This is a genomic window from Staphylococcus sp. SUC_1.2 (genome assembly GCF_026222585.1).
Genome location: NZ_JANJPM010000016.1, coordinates 38,812 through 56,346 on the forward strand (window position 1 = coordinate 38,812; position 17,535 = coordinate 56,346).

At 30.4% G+C, this 17,535-nt stretch carries 17 protein-coding genes and 2 pseudogenes; 8 read left to right on the forward strand and 11 right to left on the reverse strand.

The window, feature by feature from the left end; genetic code table 11:
• The first annotated feature begins 149 nt into the window (after positions 1-149).
• From NR218_RS07050 to NR218_RS07060, 3 genes are all read left to right on the forward strand, one after another.
• Positions 150-845, forward strand: a complete 696-nt coding sequence (locus NR218_RS07050; RefSeq protein ID WP_070436506.1) for a helix-turn-helix transcriptional regulator — start codon at positions 150-152, stop codon at positions 843-845.
• 105 nt (positions 846-950) lie between these two features.
• Positions 951-1,304 (forward strand): hypothetical protein, encoded by a 354-nt coding sequence (locus NR218_RS07055; protein ID WP_017174894.1) that lies wholly within the window; start codon positions 951-953, stop codon positions 1,302-1,304.
• A gap of 323 nt (positions 1,305-1,627) precedes the next feature.
• A complete protein-coding gene (locus tag NR218_RS07060; protein ID WP_017174895.1) occupies positions 1,628-2,500 on the forward strand; it encodes a MurR/RpiR family transcriptional regulator in 873 nt (290 codons plus the stop codon).
• 215 nt (positions 2,501-2,715) lie between these two features.
• Here NR218_RS07060 and NR218_RS07065 read toward each other — a convergent pair whose 3' ends face one another.
• Positions 2,716-4,104 carry an amino acid permease gene (locus tag NR218_RS07065; RefSeq protein ID WP_019835274.1) on the reverse strand — a complete coding sequence of 463 codons (1,389 nt, stop codon included), beginning with the start codon at positions 4,102-4,104 and terminating at the stop codon, positions 2,716-2,718.
• 326 nt (positions 4,105-4,430) lie between these two features.
• Here NR218_RS07065 and NR218_RS07070 point away from each other — a divergent pair, with 326 nt between their 5' ends.
• A complete protein-coding gene (locus tag NR218_RS07070; protein WP_017174897.1) occupies positions 4,431-4,775 on the forward strand; it encodes a hypothetical protein in 345 nt (114 codons plus the stop codon).
• A gap of 4 nt (positions 4,776-4,779) precedes the next feature.
• Entirely contained in the window at positions 4,780-4,968 is a 189-nt protein-coding gene (locus NR218_RS07075) for a hypothetical protein (RefSeq protein ID WP_002448560.1), read from the forward strand.
• A gap of 56 nt (positions 4,969-5,024) precedes the next feature.
• Here the strand turns inward: NR218_RS07075 and NR218_RS07080 are convergent, their stop codons facing one another.
• The 3 genes from NR218_RS07080 to NR218_RS07090 are packed head-to-tail and all read right to left on the reverse strand — an operon-like array spanning position 5,025 to position 6,830.
• The gene (locus tag NR218_RS07080) at positions 5,025-5,216 is read right to left on the reverse strand and encodes a hypothetical protein (protein ID WP_002454981.1); all 192 of its coding nucleotides are present in this window, start codon (positions 5,214-5,216) and stop codon (positions 5,025-5,027) included.
• A 5-nt stretch (positions 5,217-5,221) separates the two neighbouring features.
• The gene (locus NR218_RS07085) at positions 5,222-5,866 is read right to left on the reverse strand and encodes an HAD-IA family hydrolase (RefSeq protein ID WP_265883293.1); all 645 of its coding nucleotides are present in this window, start codon (positions 5,864-5,866) and stop codon (positions 5,222-5,224) included.
• Positions 5,867-5,915: 49 nt separating this feature from the next.
• Positions 5,916-6,830, reverse strand: a complete 915-nt coding sequence (locus NR218_RS07090; RefSeq protein WP_017174899.1) for a bile acid:sodium symporter family protein — start codon at positions 6,828-6,830, stop codon at positions 5,916-5,918.
• Between the two features lie 284 nt (positions 6,831-7,114).
• On the opposite strand from NR218_RS07090, the gene NR218_RS07095 reads away from it, so the two are divergent.
• A complete protein-coding gene (locus NR218_RS07095; RefSeq protein WP_017174900.1) occupies positions 7,115-7,645 on the forward strand; it encodes a hypothetical protein in 531 nt (176 codons plus the stop codon).
• A 45-nt stretch (positions 7,646-7,690) separates the two neighbouring features.
• Here NR218_RS07095 and NR218_RS07100 read toward each other — a convergent pair whose 3' ends face one another.
• Complete coding sequence (locus NR218_RS07100; RefSeq protein ID WP_017174901.1) at positions 7,691-9,292, reverse strand: alpha-glucoside-specific PTS transporter subunit IIBC; 1,602 nt, start codon at positions 9,290-9,292, stop codon at positions 7,691-7,693.
• 201 nt (positions 9,293-9,493) lie between these two features.
• Here NR218_RS07100 and NR218_RS07105 point away from each other — a divergent pair, with 201 nt between their 5' ends.
• A complete protein-coding gene (locus NR218_RS07105) occupies positions 9,494-10,255 on the forward strand; it encodes a MurR/RpiR family transcriptional regulator (protein ID WP_048679170.1) in 762 nt (253 codons plus the stop codon).
• Between the two features lie 57 nt (positions 10,256-10,312).
• On the opposite strand, the gene NR218_RS07110 is transcribed toward NR218_RS07105, so the two are convergent.
• The 6 genes and pseudogenes from NR218_RS07110 to hutG form a co-directional block, all read right to left on the reverse strand.
• Positions 10,313-10,831 (reverse strand): SRPBCC family protein, encoded by a 519-nt coding sequence (locus NR218_RS07110; protein WP_002448616.1) that lies wholly within the window; start codon positions 10,829-10,831, stop codon positions 10,313-10,315.
• A gap of 121 nt (positions 10,832-10,952) precedes the next feature.
• Positions 10,953-12,245, reverse strand: coding sequence for a Na+/H+ antiporter NhaC family protein (locus NR218_RS07115; protein ID WP_017174903.1), 1,293 nt, complete (start codon positions 12,243-12,245; stop codon positions 10,953-10,955).
• Between the two features lie 96 nt (positions 12,246-12,341).
• Complete coding sequence (locus tag NR218_RS07120) at positions 12,342-12,953, reverse strand: flavin reductase family protein (RefSeq protein WP_017174904.1); 612 nt, start codon at positions 12,951-12,953, stop codon at positions 12,342-12,344.
• 77 nt (positions 12,954-13,030) lie between these two features.
• Positions 13,031-13,912, reverse strand: a pseudogene (locus NR218_RS07125) (SDR family oxidoreductase).
• A gap of 87 nt (positions 13,913-13,999) precedes the next feature.
• On the reverse strand, positions 14,000-15,118 hold the full coding sequence (locus NR218_RS07130) for an amidohydrolase (RefSeq protein ID WP_242282565.1): 1,119 nt from the start codon (positions 15,116-15,118) through the stop codon (positions 14,000-14,002).
• Positions 15,119-15,274: 156 nt separating this feature from the next.
• Positions 15,275-16,210, reverse strand: a complete 936-nt coding sequence (gene hutG, locus NR218_RS07135) for a formimidoylglutamase (protein ID WP_019835632.1) — start codon at positions 16,208-16,210, stop codon at positions 15,275-15,277.
• A 256-nt stretch (positions 16,211-16,466) separates the two neighbouring features.
• On the opposite strand from hutG, the pseudogene NR218_RS07140 reads away from it, so the two are divergent.
• A pseudogene (locus NR218_RS07140) lies at positions 16,467-17,295 on the forward strand (lysostaphin resistance A-like protein); the annotation flags it as partial.
• Positions 17,296-17,535: the final 240 nt, after the last annotated feature.

The window sequence follows — 17,535 nt, forward strand, 5'->3', positions numbered from 1 at the left end:
TTAGCATAATTATCTAATGATTGTAAGCGTTTTCTAAATAAAAATAGTTTATTATTACACTTCCAATCAACTTATTACTAAAAATGTCTTGAATCTCAGTCTTATGTTATAATTAATGTAATATGTAATGTTCATAGGTGGTGAGTATATTGAATAAAATGGAAAGACAAAATCAAATTATTTCATTAATTCAACAAGGACATAAAATCAATGCGTCTGATTTAGCAAAACAATTTAATGTCTCTACCCGTACAATTACTAGAGATATTGATGATTTAGAATCTAAAGGAGTTCATATATACGCTCATAAAGGAAGACGCGGTGGATATGAAATTCAAAATACTGATCATTATTTTCATCTTAAATTAAATGAATCCGAACTTATTGCACTATTTTTAACTTTGCAAGAAAGTCAATCTCACTCTACATTACCTTACACTCAAGACATTCATTCAATTATAAACCAATGTTTAAAAACACCTAATACACAAATGCTAAAAATACTGAAACATATCTCCAATAATATTAAATTAGAAGATACACATTCTCTAACATTACCACATTTGTTTTCAGATATTTTAATTTATAGTAACGAAAGACATGTTATGCTTGTTGACTTTTCAGAAAATAATGAAATTACTGCAGAAAATGTGATATTCATCGGCTTACTGTGCCGTAACGGTCAATGGTTTGCTATTGTTTATGAAATTGGATTCGGTAGAACTCGTGAATTATCAATATTAAATATTGTTGATATTTCTTATTCATTTGAAAAAAAAATTCAAACATACGATATTACTATTCATAACTATAAGGAATTTCTACAACCTAAAAACAATGAATAAAGTGAGTATTGAAGAAATTTTCGTGTATTCTCACTTTCATTCTCAAATACTAAATGCTTACATACCAAATATCCTTAACACCCTCTTTTAAAGGATGAGTATACCATGCATTATAAAACCTTAATATACGATCAACACATTTTAATTCAATTATTAATTTTACTAGAAAAAGCTAAATATTATTATTTTATGGACATAGCACATTTATCTTTGGGAATTAAAGATTACAATAATTTTATTAATCATTGTCGTGCGCATTTTAAACATAATCAAATAAATAGTATTTCATCTCATTGTTCTGATTCACAAACGTATTGCTTCGAACAATACAATGAATTGATGACTCATTTAAAACAAATCCCTCTTCAAAATTTTAAAAATGGAAATTTAATCGTCGATTTGCAAGAACGTCAAAATCATATTTATAAAGTTTATAATCAAATTAATAATTATCAATAACCTTATTTTTTCGATAAGTTTAGTAGGTAAATTGTCATTGTAATTTATAGTATGTATAATAATGCTTGATTAATATTAAGTAAAAACTGCATACTGTTTTTTAATTCACGAAATAATGTCATATTGGTGGGAGAATATCACATTATTTCGGTAATCCTGTTACGTAAACCTTTACTTAACTTAATCACTTTACAGTTATTTATCGATATTTGTGGGAATTTAGATGTAATATATGATGTATTCACATGCCTAGATAGAGATGTTTTCATTTTCATCTATCTATTTATGATGAAAGAAAAACTTTTAATAAATTAGGTGATTGGATGACAAATATTTTAAGTAGGATAGATGAAGTCTACGCTTCGTCTTCTAAAAGTGAACAGAAACTTTCACGTTTCATATTAAATTCTCCACATAAATTAGTTTCAATGTCTAATGAAGCGATTGCAGATGAGCTTAATATTAGTGTGTCTACTATGAATCGTTATAGTCAAAAATTAATTAATCAAAATTTTAAAGCTATACGCGATGAAATTAAGCAATGGTTTCCTAAACAAGTCACACCGTATAATATCAAGTTAGTAGAAAATGAATCAGTAGAAAGCTTAAAACAAAAATTATATTTTCAAACTAAAGCGTCGTTAAAACAAAGTAATCATTTTATAGATCACCAAACTATTGACGCTATTTGCGAAACATTTAAACAGGCACATACCATTTTTCTATATGGTTATGGGAGTTCATACGTGTGTGCGCTTGAATTTTATCAGAAATTATCCCGTATTGGTCTCAATATTCAATTAGTTCAAGATACACATTTACTAACTACAATGTTGTCTACACATAATAAAAATGATTGTGTCGTTTTTATTACCCATAGTGGTGAACAGAGCGAACTACAAGCAATGGTAAAAGTCGTTAAAGATTTTAACCTTTCAATGATTACAATTACAAGTTCTAACAATAATTCAATTGCAAAAGATTCTGATTTAGTTTTAACGTATAATGAAGATTATAAAAACGAACTGTGTATGAGTGCGACAACTGCATTATTTGCACAATTATATACGATTGATATTATATTTTACCGCTTTATAGCACGTAATTATCACGCTTCTTTAGACTATATGACACAGTCAAAGATTTCATTAGATAATTACCACAAGTATTTATCAAAAATTGAATTTAAACATTAATAAAAAAGGAGTGGGATAAAACTCATTGTTCCACTTCATTCCCAACTTATGTTGGGCGTCGACGTTCTTTTTGAATGACTTTATGTTGGGGTCTCGGTCTACAATTAAAAAAACTTGATATTAGTCTATGTTTAATTTAGGGATTTACTATCCAAACGTTAAAAAATCTGAGACGTTTATGCACGTCTCAGATTTTTTATTATATATTTTTATCGTTATTTTACTCTTTTTATAGCATCATTTTTGTGATGACCGCGAATAAAGTAATACACTGTAACCCCTGCTAAGACAATAATACCTATAACCACTGAAATAACTGTGTCTTTATTAAATAACATACCAATTAAAACAATGAGTAAAAAGATAATTGTCATAACACTAGAAATTGTGCCTCCTGGCATTTTAAATGGATGATTTTCAACCTGTTCTGGATGTAATTTTCTGAAACGAATATGACTGATTAAAATCATAAACCATGGAATCATACCTGGTAAAATAGATGCACTATAAACATACACGAAAATACTATCAGCGCCTTTTATAAATAAAGGTAAAATAACATTTAATAATGCTCCAATTAAAATACCAATTGCAATAGTTAATACAGGATAAAATGGCACACCATTTTTCATTACACGTGTAAAGATTTTAGGCATTTGCCCTTTTTGAGCAAGTGTATATATCATACGACTTGCACTAAAAATACCAGAGTTACATCCTGATAATGCAGCAGTTAATACAACAAAGTTGATTAAACCTGCGGCAAATGTAATACCAATTTTAGAGAATGTAGCTACAAAAGGACTACCAATACTTTCTAATTGATTCCAAGGGTATATTGAAACAATAACAAAAATAGCACCTATGTAAAAAATTAATATACGCCATATAACACCATTTACAGCACTTTTAATATTCTTTTGAGGATTCTTTGTTTCACCTGCAGTAATACCAATTAGCTCAACCCCTTGATAAGAACCAATAACGATTGAAAGTGCAAAGAAGAAACCAACTAATCCATTTGGCATAAATCCACCATGTTTCCATAAGTTAGAAATACCGATAGGGTGTCCTCCATTACCAATTCCAAAGAAAATCAATCCTAATCCAGCAATAATCATTAATACAATTGTTACCACTTTTATCATTGCAAACCAAAACTCAAATTCTCCAAACGCTTTAACTGAAGCTAAGTTTGCTATTAATAATAATACTACTGCAATCACGCCTGGTATCCATTGTGGTAAATGAGGGAACCAATAATTCATATACTCACCTACGGCAATGACTTCACTCATCCCAACGACAATCCATTGGAATATATTACTCCACGCTGTCATATAGCCAGCAGCTGGATGTATGTATTCACTAGCAAATGTTGCAAATGAACCTGTTGTTGGATTTAAATAAATCATTTCTCCCATTGCTCTCATTATTAAAAATAAGAATATCCCTGCGATTAAATACGCAAAAATAACTGATGGTCCAGTCCATTTAATTGTACTTGTTGCCCCCATAAATAAACCTACACCGATTGTCCCACCCAGCGCAATCATTCTAATTTGACGTGCACTCAGTCCCCTATGTAATTCATTATTATCCATAAAAATACCCCATCTCTATTTGGACTAAGGTGCGATACTTTTAACCTTTAGAAAATATTTATTACGTTTTCTTAGTCGACATATCCTTTACCTTATTGAAGTTATTATACTATAATTTTCAGAAAATAAAATATATTTTTTAAATTCTGTCGAAAGCGGTTTCGTCAATTTACTTAAATTTTTTTACTTTTTGCAAAAATGAATAATCTAATATTTGTGTTATTGGGTTATTTTTAGTTGAGAATCATATTACTAAATTAATATATTTAATTGATACTTTAGCAGTATGCTATACTGCTTATATAGACTTAAAGGAGTTTAACCTTATGCAGCATTTATTAAAAAAGGATATGAAGGTATCTATTATTTTTGCTATTGTGTTCTTTTTACTGAACTTTTTTAGTGAACAACAACACATGGTAAGTTTGCTTATACTACGAACGCTTTTAGCAACTTTAGTATTTTTCTTACTATACTTAATTGTATTTTCAATCTTTAATTCTGATCAACGTAAAATAAAATTTAGTATTACTTTATCTATCGCTGTTATAATCTTTTTAATTATAGGAACATTATTATCTTCTCCAAAGTTCGGTGTTTTAACAGGAATCTGTGTAGGTATTATTGCAGGATTTATATGGGAATGGATTGAAAAAAGAAAAGGAGAATAAATATATGTCAGTCACTATTGGTATAATATTAATTATTGTTTTATTATTTTTAAGTCTCATACCAAATTATAATGCAATGAAACAAGCTAAATCTCAAGGATCTAAAAGCACTAGATTTACCGTAATGGTAGGTATTGATGCGATTTTAATTGTTTTATTAGTCTTTACAATTATTCTAAAAATAATTATTTAATAAAAAAGGAACCTTAGAAAAAGGTTCCTTTTTTACTGTTATATTGGTCAGTCACTTTATAATTTGCCTTGTAACAAAAAGAAATACGCTATAAAAGCAAGTATAAGATATATCATTGATCCTAACATGAATGAACGTATACGAACTCTAAAAGGAATACGTTTATTAAATATTGGACCTAAAACAAGATTTCCTATTCCGATAATAATGGGTCCAGCTAAAAAGAAGATGATTAATTGCCACGACATGTCATTCACACATGACCCTTTTCAAAAAAACGATTTATAATTTCTTCACCATTTAAATCTTTACCAATATATGGAATAGTTGAGAAATCTTGTTTTTGAGTCATATCATTTGTATTTACTATAACATCTAATCCAGCGCGAAAAGCAGCTGTAGCACCATTTACAGAGTCTTCAATAGCTAAACAATGAGTTGGAGAATAATTAAGCTGCTGAACCGCAGTCAAATAAAGTTCTGGATCTGGTTTTACATATTCTACACTTTCTCTCCCAACAATAATATTTATATATTCACCTAAACTTAAACTCTTAAATACTGGAAAAATATCCTTTTTATAACTACTTATCGCAATTGCCATAGGAATATGACGTTGCTTCAAGTATTTCATTAATTGTTTAATCGTAGGATTAATTTCTAATTGATTACTTGTTTGATGGTGTTCTTTATAAATAATTTCTTTATTATCTTTTCCAATCGTCTGTTCCAAATATTCGTGTAAATCCTTTGCTTCTCCACCAATATTTTCACGGTAAAAATCGAGTGTAATTGGTGTTGCTTTATGACTAATTAAATGCTTATTAATAATATTAAATAAATGTTGTTCAGTATCGACAATTGTACCATCAAAATCGAATACTATTGCTTTATACATGATATTTCTCCTTTAAACTTAATATTATAGGTAAGTTTAACATATTACATTAACGTTTAGACCAATATTTGGCAAGAATAGGTCCAGAAATATTATGAACAAAACTGAATACAGCTCCTGGCACTGCTGCTAGTGGACTAAAATGTACAGTTGCCAAAGACACAGCTAAACCTGAATTTTGCATTCCAACTTCAATAGAAACGGCCTTTTTGTCTCTTCTATCAAGTTTGAATACATGCGCTAAAACATAACCTAATAAATAGCCCACTACATTATGTAAAATGACTACAATAAAAATAAGGAATCCAGTTTTAAGAATTTGTGATTTACTCCCTCCAACAACAGCCGCTAAAATCAATGAAATCGCTACTACAGAAATAATTGGTAAAATTTTAGTAGCTTCCCGAGTTACTTTTTTGGAAGCAAGTTGTAAAAGGAATCCTATGATTATTGGTAATAAAACAACTTGAATGACCGACCATAACATACTTAAAAATGATACATGTAACCACTCATGAGCAAATAAATAAATTAAAGCCGGTGTTACAAATGGTGCTAATAAAGTAGATACACTTGTAATCGCTACAGATAACGCGACATTAGCATTAGCTAGATAACTCATGACATTACTTGATGTTCCGCCAGGACAACATCCAACTAAAATCACTCCAATTGCTAACTCAGCTGGTAAATTAAATATTTTAGCAATAGTATAGGCCAAGGTAGGCATAATAGTGAATTGTAAGATCACTCCGATAATAACAGACCTCGGCTCTTTAAAAACTAATTTAAAGTCACTAGGTTTAATTGTCATTCCCATGCCTAACATCACAATTCCTAATAGCCATGGGACGAATTGACCCATCGTCGCTAGTTGAGTTGGAAATATAAAACCTATAATAGCAGCAATAAACATCCATAATAAAAATGTCTTAGTTGCAAATTCACTTACTTTACTTAACATGATGTCACCCTCTTATTTTAAATAATGAAATAAGAGTATCACAGGAGAAAAAGTAAAACAATGAATTTTCAGAATATTTAAAATATGTATGTCTTTATTTTTTCTTTTTTAAATAGAGTTACGAATATATTACAAAAATATTAAATTAAAATTCATTCAAAAGTCGTAGTGATAATCATAATAAAGAGTGATACAATCAGACTGTATATGGGAACGACGTGTTTCATTTTAAGAATGATAATGACATGAAGACTACATATTATTAAGAATTGGGAGGTTCTTGCATGTGGATAGATAAATTTGAAACTTACATTCTAAATATTGTAGGTTTGCAATCAAGATCGACTAAAAGACAATTAATGAAAATTTGCAGAAATGTTCAATTTTGCGAATCATTTCAATACAACATTATTAAATATAACAATACTCCAGCCCTTGAAATCAGCTTGCCTAAACAACAATTACCCTATTTCATTAGTTTTTTAAGTTTTTACCAAATTTCTATTTACCAAATTCTTTCTTCTAGAAATACACACATCTTATTGGATTCTGGACAATATTATTCTTCTTCTAAACGCTTTAATTTATGTATAGATGGATTACAAGATGCTTTTATTAAAGATAAAGTTATTGATATAATGACATATTTCTCTAATCAATATGATTTAACTTATACATTAAACAATAATTATGCTAGCGTATGTTGTAAACCAGAAATATTCTCGAAACTCATTCAGTTTATTGCTTGTCGAAATATTGATATTTTATCAGCCACATATAAAGCTCGCGCATTACATAATGCACGTATTTCTTAGAATAGTTAAAGGGTCGAAACAAAATGTTTCGACCCTTTTAGTATCTTATTTTTTGTCATTTTCATCAAATACTAAGTGTTCAAATGCTTCTCGTACTTGTGGTACGGTCATCCCTACAACTACTTGTACATTCTTACCACTTTTTACAAGTCCATGTGACATTTGTTGATGTGTAAAATATGCAGTATCTTCTACTTTTGATTCGTCATTAACAGTTAAGCGTAAACGTGTTGTACAATTTGTCACATCTTTAATATTTTCTTTTCCACCTAAACCTTCTAAATAATAATATGCTTTTTCTTCATATTCATTACTAGGCTCAAAACCTGAAGTGTCTGTACTATCTTCACCTTTTTTCTCTTTATAATCTTTTTTAGAAAATAGTTTCACTTCTTCTTCAGCACGACGTCCTGGTAATGGAATATCAAATTTTAAAATAAGATATCTAAATACAAAGAAGTAAATTGCTGAGAAAATTAAACCAATAATAACTTGAGCTACATAAGTCATCCAGTGATTTTGTCCAAGTGGAATCCAGTTTGTTGCAATAAAGTCAAGTAGTCCTCCACCCATATTACCAACTACTCCAAAACCATACATGATTGTATCCATTGTTGCAGCTAATAATGCATGAATAACAAATAAGAATGGTGCAATAAATAAAAATGTAAATTCTAATGGTTCTGTAATACCAACTACAACAGCAGTTAATGTAGCAGGTATCAATAATGCAGCTACTTTTTTACGATTTTCTTTAGGTGTTGTAGAATACATTGCTAAAGCAATACCAATTGCGCCAAATACTTTACCATTACCTTGAAGCATGAAACCATAATGGAATTGATCTTTTAATGGTTTGCTACTTTCGGCAAATTGATTTAAATGTCTAAACCATTCTGCTTTTAAACCATCTTTTGCTACAACTGGACCTACTTCAATTGGTGCATAAACAAAATGGTGAAGTCCAGTAGGTATTAATACACGTTCTAAGAAATGGTATAACCATACGCCTATATAACCAGAAGCAATAATGAAGTGTTGTAATGATTCAATTCCGCTTTGAATCGTTGGCCACACTACACATGTAATGGCTGCTACAGGTAACATAACAAAGAATGAAATAGTGACTACAAATGTTAAACCTTGGAAAACACCAAGCATTTCAGGTAATTTCTTACTGTAATATCTATTATGTATCCAAGTTACAATAGCTGAAATAATGATACCACCTAAAATATTAGTATCTAATGTTGGAATACCTGCAATTGCTTTTAAACCTGTAACATTTTCAACACCTTTTTGTAAGTTTGCACCAAACGTATGTGGCCATTGCGTTAAAATGGTATTGATAAATGTATTAAACATTAAGTAACCCATTAAAGCTGCTAATGCTGCGTGACCTGGTGCTTTTTTAGCAAGTGAAATTGGTAAACCTACTACAAATACAATTTCCATGTGATTAAAGATAACCCAACCACCAGATTCAATGACTGACCAAAATTTAAACCAAAATGTGTGACTGTCTGCCAAACCACCCATTATTGTTGGGTTTTTAAATAGTGTTGCAAACCCCAATATAATCCCGAAGAATGCAAACATTAATACTGGAACTATCATTGCGCTCCCAAAACGTTTTATTGCGTTCATATGCTGACCCCCAAATCTAAATATCATAGTTAATCATATGATATTGCACTTTTTTAAGCGCTTTCTTAATATCTTAATTCTATTATAGTAAACGCTTTCATATATACAATGATATTGACTCATTTTGAAATATTTTTGTATAATCAGTTTACATTTTCTATAGATGAAAAAATTTTCAATATTATAACTTGAGGTGTTTATATGTTATTAGATGAGAGAGTTAATACTAACTTTGATAAATTAAATGACAATGATCTTCATATAGCTCATTTTGTTAATACACATATAGAACAATGTAAAACTTTAAAAATACAAGAACTATCACAATATACACATGCATCAAACGCAACTATTCATCGTTTCACACGTAAATTAGGCTTTGATGGCTATAGTGATTTTAAATCTTATTTAAAATTTGAAAGTCAATCTTTACATGAAGTTCCTACCGATTCAATCAAACAATTTAAACAAGAAATTGAAACAACATTTACTTACCTAGAAAGGGTAAATTTTAACCTTATTACTGAAAAAATTGATAAAGCTACCAATGTATACTTATATGGTACTGGACGAGCTCAGAAAAATGTAGCTGAAGAAGCACAACGTATCTTATTAACTATGCATAAAAATGTAATTGTATTGCATGATGAACATGAGATTAAAATGGTACTTAACTACTCTAATGAAGATGACTTATTTTTTGTGATTTCTTTATCTGGAGAAACTCACCAATTAACTGAGATTACTAATTTACTTCAATTGCGCCAACGTTATTTTATTTCTGTTACAACCATGAAAGACAATACATTAGCACAAAAGGCAAATTATAATGTTTACGTTTCTAGCCATACATTTTATTTATACAATGATATAGATTATTCTAGCTTTATTAATTATCATATCTTTTTTGAAACGCTACTAAGAAAATATAATGAGCGAAAAGAAAACGGTGAATTACAATAAATAAAAAGACCTATTAAGTAATAACTGACTTTTACTCAATAGGTCTTTTCATTTTAATTAAAGTAACATATCATTGTCCTCTACATATTGATCTAAAACTTCATTCATTCGATCAAACATTAATTCTAAACCATGTGCAGTAGAATCATGATATTCTTTCTTTTTATGTTTATATTCTAAAGCCGTTAAACGACGTTCTTTTTCTACTATAGATTGATAGTAAAAGAACATTTGCGTACCGCCTGATTCACGCTCTTCAAATTCTACTTCAATAACATCTTGACTATCGCTTAATTCTGGCATTCCAATAGTCATTTTGATGTATTCATCGGATACTAATTCTTCATATTTACCTTGAATTACATTTTGTTTACCATTACGAGCATCTACTATTCGATATTGTCCACCTTCATGAATATCTGCATCAAATAATTTATTTGTTCGTTGGGAGGTCATAAACCATTGCTTTAATAAGTTTATATCTGTCCAAGCACTATAAACCAATTCTGGAGAATATTTAAATAAACGCTCAATATGAATCTCAACTTGTTCATTTTCTACATTATATTTTGCCACTCATCTCACCTACTTTCACTCTTAGTTATATTTTAACGCATTTATAAATACTACCAAAATTTCAACTATCAGAAATTAAAAAAAATATAAATTTAGATGATTTTAACTTGTTATATATCATTTATTTCGTCTTAAGACGTGGAAATCTAAATACAATTGCTAGAATTCCACAAATGCCTAATAAAATTGAATAAATACAATATGGCAACATACTAAAAGGAGATATTCCAGCAACACCCGCTGCTGCAATAAGTTGAGGGCTATAGGGTAACAGACCTTGAAAACATCCAGCAAAAATATCAAGAAGACTTGCTGATTTACGAGGATCTACTTCATACTCGTCGGCAATATTTTTAGCCAATGGTCCTGACATAATAATTGAAATTGTGTTATTTGCTGTAGCGATATCCGCTACACTCACAAGACTAGCGATACCAAATTCAGCACCACGTTTCGATTTCACTTTCGATTTCACAAAATTAAGCAACCATTCTACACCGCCATTATGTTGAATAAGACCAACAAGCCCGCCAATAAGTAAAGCTATAATTGCAATATCTTCCATTCCAATAATTCCTTTTGATATAGCAGTTAATAAACCTTTCCAATTGAAAGAACCATCAATAAGACCAATGATTCCAGAAAGTATAGTACCACTAATTAAAACTACGATAACATTCACACCAATGACGGCTAAAACAAGCACTAAAATATAAGGAATGACTTTCACTAAGTTATAATCATATTGCTTAGAATGATCAATATGTACACCATTTGTTAAGAAAAATAAAATGATAATTGTTAGAATTGCACCTGGTAAAACAATCCAAAAATTAACTTTAAACTTATCGCTCATTTTTGTTTTTTGAGTACGTACTGCTGCTATTGTGGTATCTGATATCATTGATAAATTATCACCAAACATCGCACCGCCTACTACTGTTCCCATCGCTAACATAGCTGAAATATCAGTTGCCTGAGAAAATCCAAATCCTACAGGTGCAAGTGCTGCAATAGTTCCAACTGAGGTTCCCATAGAGATAGAGACAAACATACAAATTATAAACAATCCTACAATAATAAAATTTTGTGGTATGAGTGATAGTCCTAAATTAACTGTAGACGTGACACCACCCATTTTTTCAGCAGTAGTTGAAAATGCACCTGCTAAGATAAAGATGAAAACCATTAGGACAATATTTGAATGCCCTGCCCCTTGAGTAAATATTTCAATCTTTTTTGAAAATTTTTCTTTTCTATTCATCATTAATGCTACAATCACAGTAATCGTTATCGCAACATTTAAAGGCATATTACTAAAATCTCCAGTAGCGATTCCTATTCCTAAAAATAATGCAATAAATAGCACAAGAGGTAGTAGTGCCCATGCATGCCCTTTATTCCCTTCTTCCATATTTAACCTACTTTCCTTAATACTAATTGAATTTATATTTAAAGGTACAAGATTCATATATCATCGTCAATACAATTACATGTAAAATTCATATTATTATGATTCTGGACGTTTAATTGTAAATGTGTCTCCGAGTTTAGAATAATTATTTCCCGCTAAACGTGCTACGGGTTTAAGCTGATTAAAATCAATTTTACTATCCTCAAAATAGACATCTTCATTTATATGATACATAACAACTTCTCCTATAATTAAATCCGCACCATCATTTTTAGTACCTAATTGAATCATTTGATCTAATTTACATTCAAAACGAATATTAGCTTCTTTCACAGCAGGCGTCTGTATAATAGATGAACTGATAAGAGTCAATGATGTGCGTTCTAATTCATTGTCTTCGTATTTTAAAGGTGCAGCCGTCTCATTGATATCTTCAATATTGAATTCATCTGTAATATGCACAACAAATTCTTTTGTTTTTTCAATATTTATAGCAGTATCTTTACGCTTACCATTACTTCTTTGTGCTGCAATTGCTATCATAGGTGGCTTATTATTCACTACATTGAAAAAGCTAAATGGTGCACCGTTTAAATTACCTTTTTCATCTTCCGATGTTACAAACGCAATAGGTCTAGGTATAACTGAACCACTTAATAATTTATAATTTTGAATATCTGATAATTGATTTGGATTAATCCCTTTCATTTTTAATTCTCCTTTATAAAATAAAAAGCGAGAGATTTCTAAAAATCTCTCGCCAGTATACTTAACGTTTAACTAAATTAGTCGATTTGAATACCACCAGTAACGCTATGAACTTGACCAGTTAAATAACTACCATCTTCTGAAGCAAATAATACATATGGTCCCACACATTCAACAGGTTGACCTGCACGGCCTAGTGGAGTAGCTTGGCCAAATTCTGGTATTGCTGATTGAGGTTGTCCACCACTGATTTGTAAAGGTGACCAAAATGGTCCTGGCGCTACACTATTCACTCTAATACCTTTATCTCCAAATTCTTCAGAAAGACTTTTTGTTAATGAAATAATTGCTGCTTTAGAAGCGGCATAATCATGTAAAATTGCAGCTGGTTTATACCCTTGTACTGAAGATGTCGTTGTAATTGAAGCACCTGGTTTTTAATATTTAGTTGCTGCTTGAGCAGTCCAAAAAATTGGATACACATTTGTTTCAAATGTTTCAGCAAATTGTTCAGTTGTAAATCCATGAATATCATCATGATACTGTTGATGACCCGCAACAAGAGTAATGTTGTCTAAGCCACCTAATTCATTATAAGCTTGTTCTACTAAATCATAGTTAAACTGCTCATTTCTCACATCTCCAGGGATAAGTACTGCTTTTCTTCCAGCTTTTTCGATGACTTCTTTAACTTCTTGTGCATCTTGTTCTTCACTTGGTAAGTAGTTAAGAACTACATCAGCGCCTTCTTTAGCATAAGCGATTGCTGCTGCACGTCCAATACCTGAATCGCCACCAGTTACCAGCATTTTATAATCTTGTAAACGACCATGACCTTCATATGATTCTTCACCACAATCTGGTTTAGGTGACATTTTATATTGATAACCTGGTGTTTCTTGTTCTTGTTTTTTATAATCAGAATCTTTAAATTTAGTTCTTGGATCTTGTGCACCCATTAAAATCATCTCCTATTTAATTACTCAACACTGGTTTACCACGTTAAGTAGTAATTAAATCATAATTCTAAAATTTTCTAATAAATATTATGATAATAATTGATAAATCAGTTCTATAAAATAATCAGGTGTTTTTTCTAAAATACGTTCATCTGGATTGTATTTTGGATGATGTAAATCATATTCGCTATTCGATCCAATAAATGCAAACACACCTGGATGATGCTCTAATAAACCAGAAAAATCTTCTCCAATTGTATATGGATGTTCTAAATCAATTACTGTGTATCCTACTTTTTTTGCCGCTTCTTTAGCATGTTTTGTAAGCTCTACGTCATTAATAACTGCGCCTGGTAAACGTGTATAAATTAATTCAATCTCTATATTAAATAATTGTTCTAATCCTTTAGCAATATCATGCATACGTTGTTCAATATAATCTTGTACTTCAGGTTTGAATGAACGTACCGTACCTTGAACATAAGCATTATCTGCAATAACATTCCAAGTATTACCTGAAGACACTTCTCCTATTGTAATGACAGCACTATCAAAGGCAGATAAATTACGACTAATAATTGTTTGCAAACTTGTAATTAATTGCCCTAACGCCATTACAGGGTCATTGCCTTGCTCTGGCTTGGCAGCATGAGCTCCCTTGCCATGAATTTTAAATTCAAAACGATCTACAGCAGACGTAATAGGACCAGATTTAATTGCAAATTCTCCAATATCTAATGTTGGATAATTGTGAAATCCAACAATCGCTTGTACATCATCTAATGCATTGGTTTTAGCCATGACTTTAGCACCATACCCAAGCTCTTCAGCGGGTTGAAATAAAAACCTTACTCTTCCATTTAATTGTTCTTCTTCTTCTTTTAACTTGGTAGCAATAGCTAAGATACTAGCCATGTGAATATCATGTCCACAAGCATGCATCACTCCATCATTAGTAGAAGTAAAGTCTTGACTAACTTGCTCCTGAATAGGTAACGCATCAATATCAGTACGAACAGCAATACATTTTTCTCCTTGTCCTATTTCTGCTACTAGGCCCGTTTCCATTGGAATGTCAATCATTTTAATATTGTATGAAGTTAATATATCTTTTATACGTTGCGTCGTTTTATATTCGTATTTTGATAACTCAGGATATTGATGAAACATGCGTCTCCATTTTACAACGTCGTTAAAACTTGTCATCAATGTCACTTCCCTTTCTCTAAGTCCAATAAAATGTTGTATAGTCTATAGTATCATAATTATCAAACTTTTCTTATAACTAAATAAGAGTAGATATCCATTACTTAGAATGGTGGACTACTCTTATCTAAAAGTTCATTTCAATTTTTAAAATAACTACTCTATAAAATGGTGAATAAAATTCGCTGCAAGTTGAGCAGTACGATGATCAATATCATAATTTGGATTGACTTCAGCAATACTAATAGAAGATGTCTTTCCACTTAATATAACGCGTTTACCTATATTAAATACAGAATGAGGATTCAATCCGAGGACAGTAGGTTCACTTACTCCAGGTGCAAATGCACTATCGATGGCGTCCATACTAATTGTAAACATAATCGTTTCATGCTGATGAATAAAACGTTCAATCTTATCTTTAATGGTTGGAGACAAATCATTTAAAATTTCATCTGCATATACATAGATAATTCCTTTTTCTTCAGCATATTCATATAGAGAACGTGTATTTCTACCTTGAGATAAGCCTAAAACTAAGTAATCAACATTATCATCTTTTTCTAAAATTTGTCTGAACATTGTACCAGAATTAGATTGTACATCAGCACGCGTCTCAAAATGTGAATCGATATTAATAATGCCAATAGAAGCATCAGGATAAGTGTGTCTCGTTGCTAGGTATTGTGCGTATGCGATATCATGTCCTCCACCAATAAAAAAAGATTGGTGATGCTGTTGAATAACTCGAGCAGCCAAATGTCCCATTTCTTCTTGAACTTCACTTAGAGAACCTTTTGTATATTCTACATTTCCATAATCAACAAGAGATTCACATTCACTTAAATCAGGTAATTGGGCAAACGCTTTTTTTATTTCGTCTGGTCCTTTTTTAGCACCAATTCTTCCTTCATTCAGTTCAATCCCTTTATCAACGGCATAGCCTAACAAACCTACACCAACTTTATCAAAACGATTTTCTATTTTTTCTAAATTAGCAAATGTGACGGTCTGAAAATGCTTAAACTGCTTAGGATCATTTTGACTATCTACTCTTCCTTTCCATAGTTTTGGATTGCTTTCACTGTACATAATATTAGATGCCTCCTAATTATTTAAGGTTATCTTAATCATATAACATATTTTATACAATCAATACCCATTTTTATTAAATTATTTACCCTTTAATTTATGATTCAGACATTAAATATTAGTTTCAAAAATTTAAAAATAATTCAATACTATTACATTTTAATGATATTTAAAATGGACAATTTATTTATCCCCTTGTAATATGTATAATATTAAGAAAAGAATATATATGGTTACCCTAATGGAGGTTACATACATGAAGACGAAACGTATTTCAGGATTTCAATGGACTTTAACAATTTTTGTATTTTTCGTTGTTACAATGGCATTGTCTTTAATCCTGCGAGACTTTCAAGCATCTATTGGTATTAAACGTTTTGTGTTTAGTATTAATAATTTAGCGCCATTTATTGCTGCAATAATTTGTATTATTGCATTTAAAAATAAGCGTACTCAACTAGCTGGTTTGAATTTCTCTATTGATATTAGAGTTATTGAACGTATAATACTTGCGTTAATTTTGCCGCTCATTATTTTTATTATTGGAATGATGAGTTTCAATAGATTTGCTGATAGTTTTATTTTATTACAAGCCAATGATTTATCAGTATCTGTATTTACAATTATGATTGGTCATATTTTCATGGCTTTCTTTGCTGAATTTGGATTCCGTTCATATTTACAAAATATTGTTGAAAGTAAAGTCAATACATTTTTTGCTTCAATCATTGTAGGTTTAATGTATTCTATTTGGACTATTAACACGACATATGGAATGCAATATGCAGGTTATCACTTCTTATATACATTTATGTTTTCAATGATTGTCGGTGAATTAATTAGAGCAACTAAAGGTCGTACGATTTATATTGCAATGTTATTCCATGCTGCAATGACATTTGCTCAAGTATTCTTATTTAGCGAAGAAACTGGCGACTTATTCTCTATGAAAGTCATTGCTTTAAGTACTACAATTGTTGGTATTATTTTCATTCTTTTAAGTTTAGTCATTCGCTTTATCTTATATAAAACAACAAACCAATCATTAGATGAAGTAGAACCTAATAATTATTTAGACCATGTAAATGATGACACAGATGATTCAAATAAGATATCTAATAGTGAATTGGATAAAAAAGAAACGTCACATCAATCGTTACAAGAAAATAATGTGACTCATACACAGACTAATGAATCTGAAGTCCAAGACGGTGATCATCATTTAAAATCATCTTCTAAATATACAGAAGATAGACGCTCATCTGTAGTGGATAATGTAAAAGAAGAAATCAATGATATCCATAAATCTAATAAATAAAAAGAAA

Coding starts and splice junctions, on each gene's coding strand:
- NR218_RS07090 (WP_017174899.1), bottom strand. CDS start 6,830: ATGTTAAGTAAAGTAAGTGAATTTGCAACTAAGACATTTTTATTATGG.
- NR218_RS07055 (WP_017174894.1), top strand. CDS start 951: ATGCATTATAAAACCTTAATATACGATCAACACATTTTAATTCAATTA.
- hutG (WP_019835632.1), bottom strand. CDS start 16,210: ATGTACAGTGAAAGCAATCCAAAACTATGGAAAGGAAGAGTAGATAGT.
- NR218_RS07130 (WP_242282565.1), bottom strand. CDS start 15,118: ATGACAAGTTTTAACGACGTTGTAAAATGGAGACGCATGTTTCATCAA.
- NR218_RS07075 (WP_002448560.1), top strand. CDS start 4,780: ATGTCAGTCACTATTGGTATAATATTAATTATTGTTTTATTATTTTTA.
- NR218_RS07065 (WP_019835274.1), bottom strand. CDS start 4,104: ATGGATAATAATGAATTACATAGGGGACTGAGTGCACGTCAAATTAGA.
- NR218_RS07095 (WP_017174900.1), top strand. CDS start 7,115: ATGTGGATAGATAAATTTGAAACTTACATTCTAAATATTGTAGGTTTG.
- NR218_RS07115 (WP_017174903.1), bottom strand. CDS start 12,245: ATGGAAGAAGGGAATAAAGGGCATGCATGGGCACTACTACCTCTTGTG.
- NR218_RS07100 (WP_017174901.1), bottom strand. CDS start 9,292: ATGAACGCAATAAAACGTTTTGGGAGCGCAATGATAGTTCCAGTATTA.
- NR218_RS07080 (WP_002454981.1), bottom strand. CDS start 5,216: ATGTCGTGGCAATTAATCATCTTCTTTTTAGCTGGACCCATTATTATC.
- NR218_RS07085 (WP_265883293.1), bottom strand. CDS start 5,866: ATGTATAAAGCAATAGTATTCGATTTTGATGGTACAATTGTCGATACT.
- NR218_RS07060 (WP_017174895.1), top strand. CDS start 1,628: ATGACAAATATTTTAAGTAGGATAGATGAAGTCTACGCTTCGTCTTCT.
- NR218_RS07120 (WP_017174904.1), bottom strand. CDS start 12,953: ATGAAAGGGATTAATCCAAATCAATTATCAGATATTCAAAATTATAAA.
- NR218_RS07105 (WP_048679170.1), top strand. CDS start 9,494: ATGTTATTAGATGAGAGAGTTAATACTAACTTTGATAAATTAAATGAC.
- NR218_RS07070 (WP_017174897.1), top strand. CDS start 4,431: ATGCAGCATTTATTAAAAAAGGATATGAAGGTATCTATTATTTTTGCT.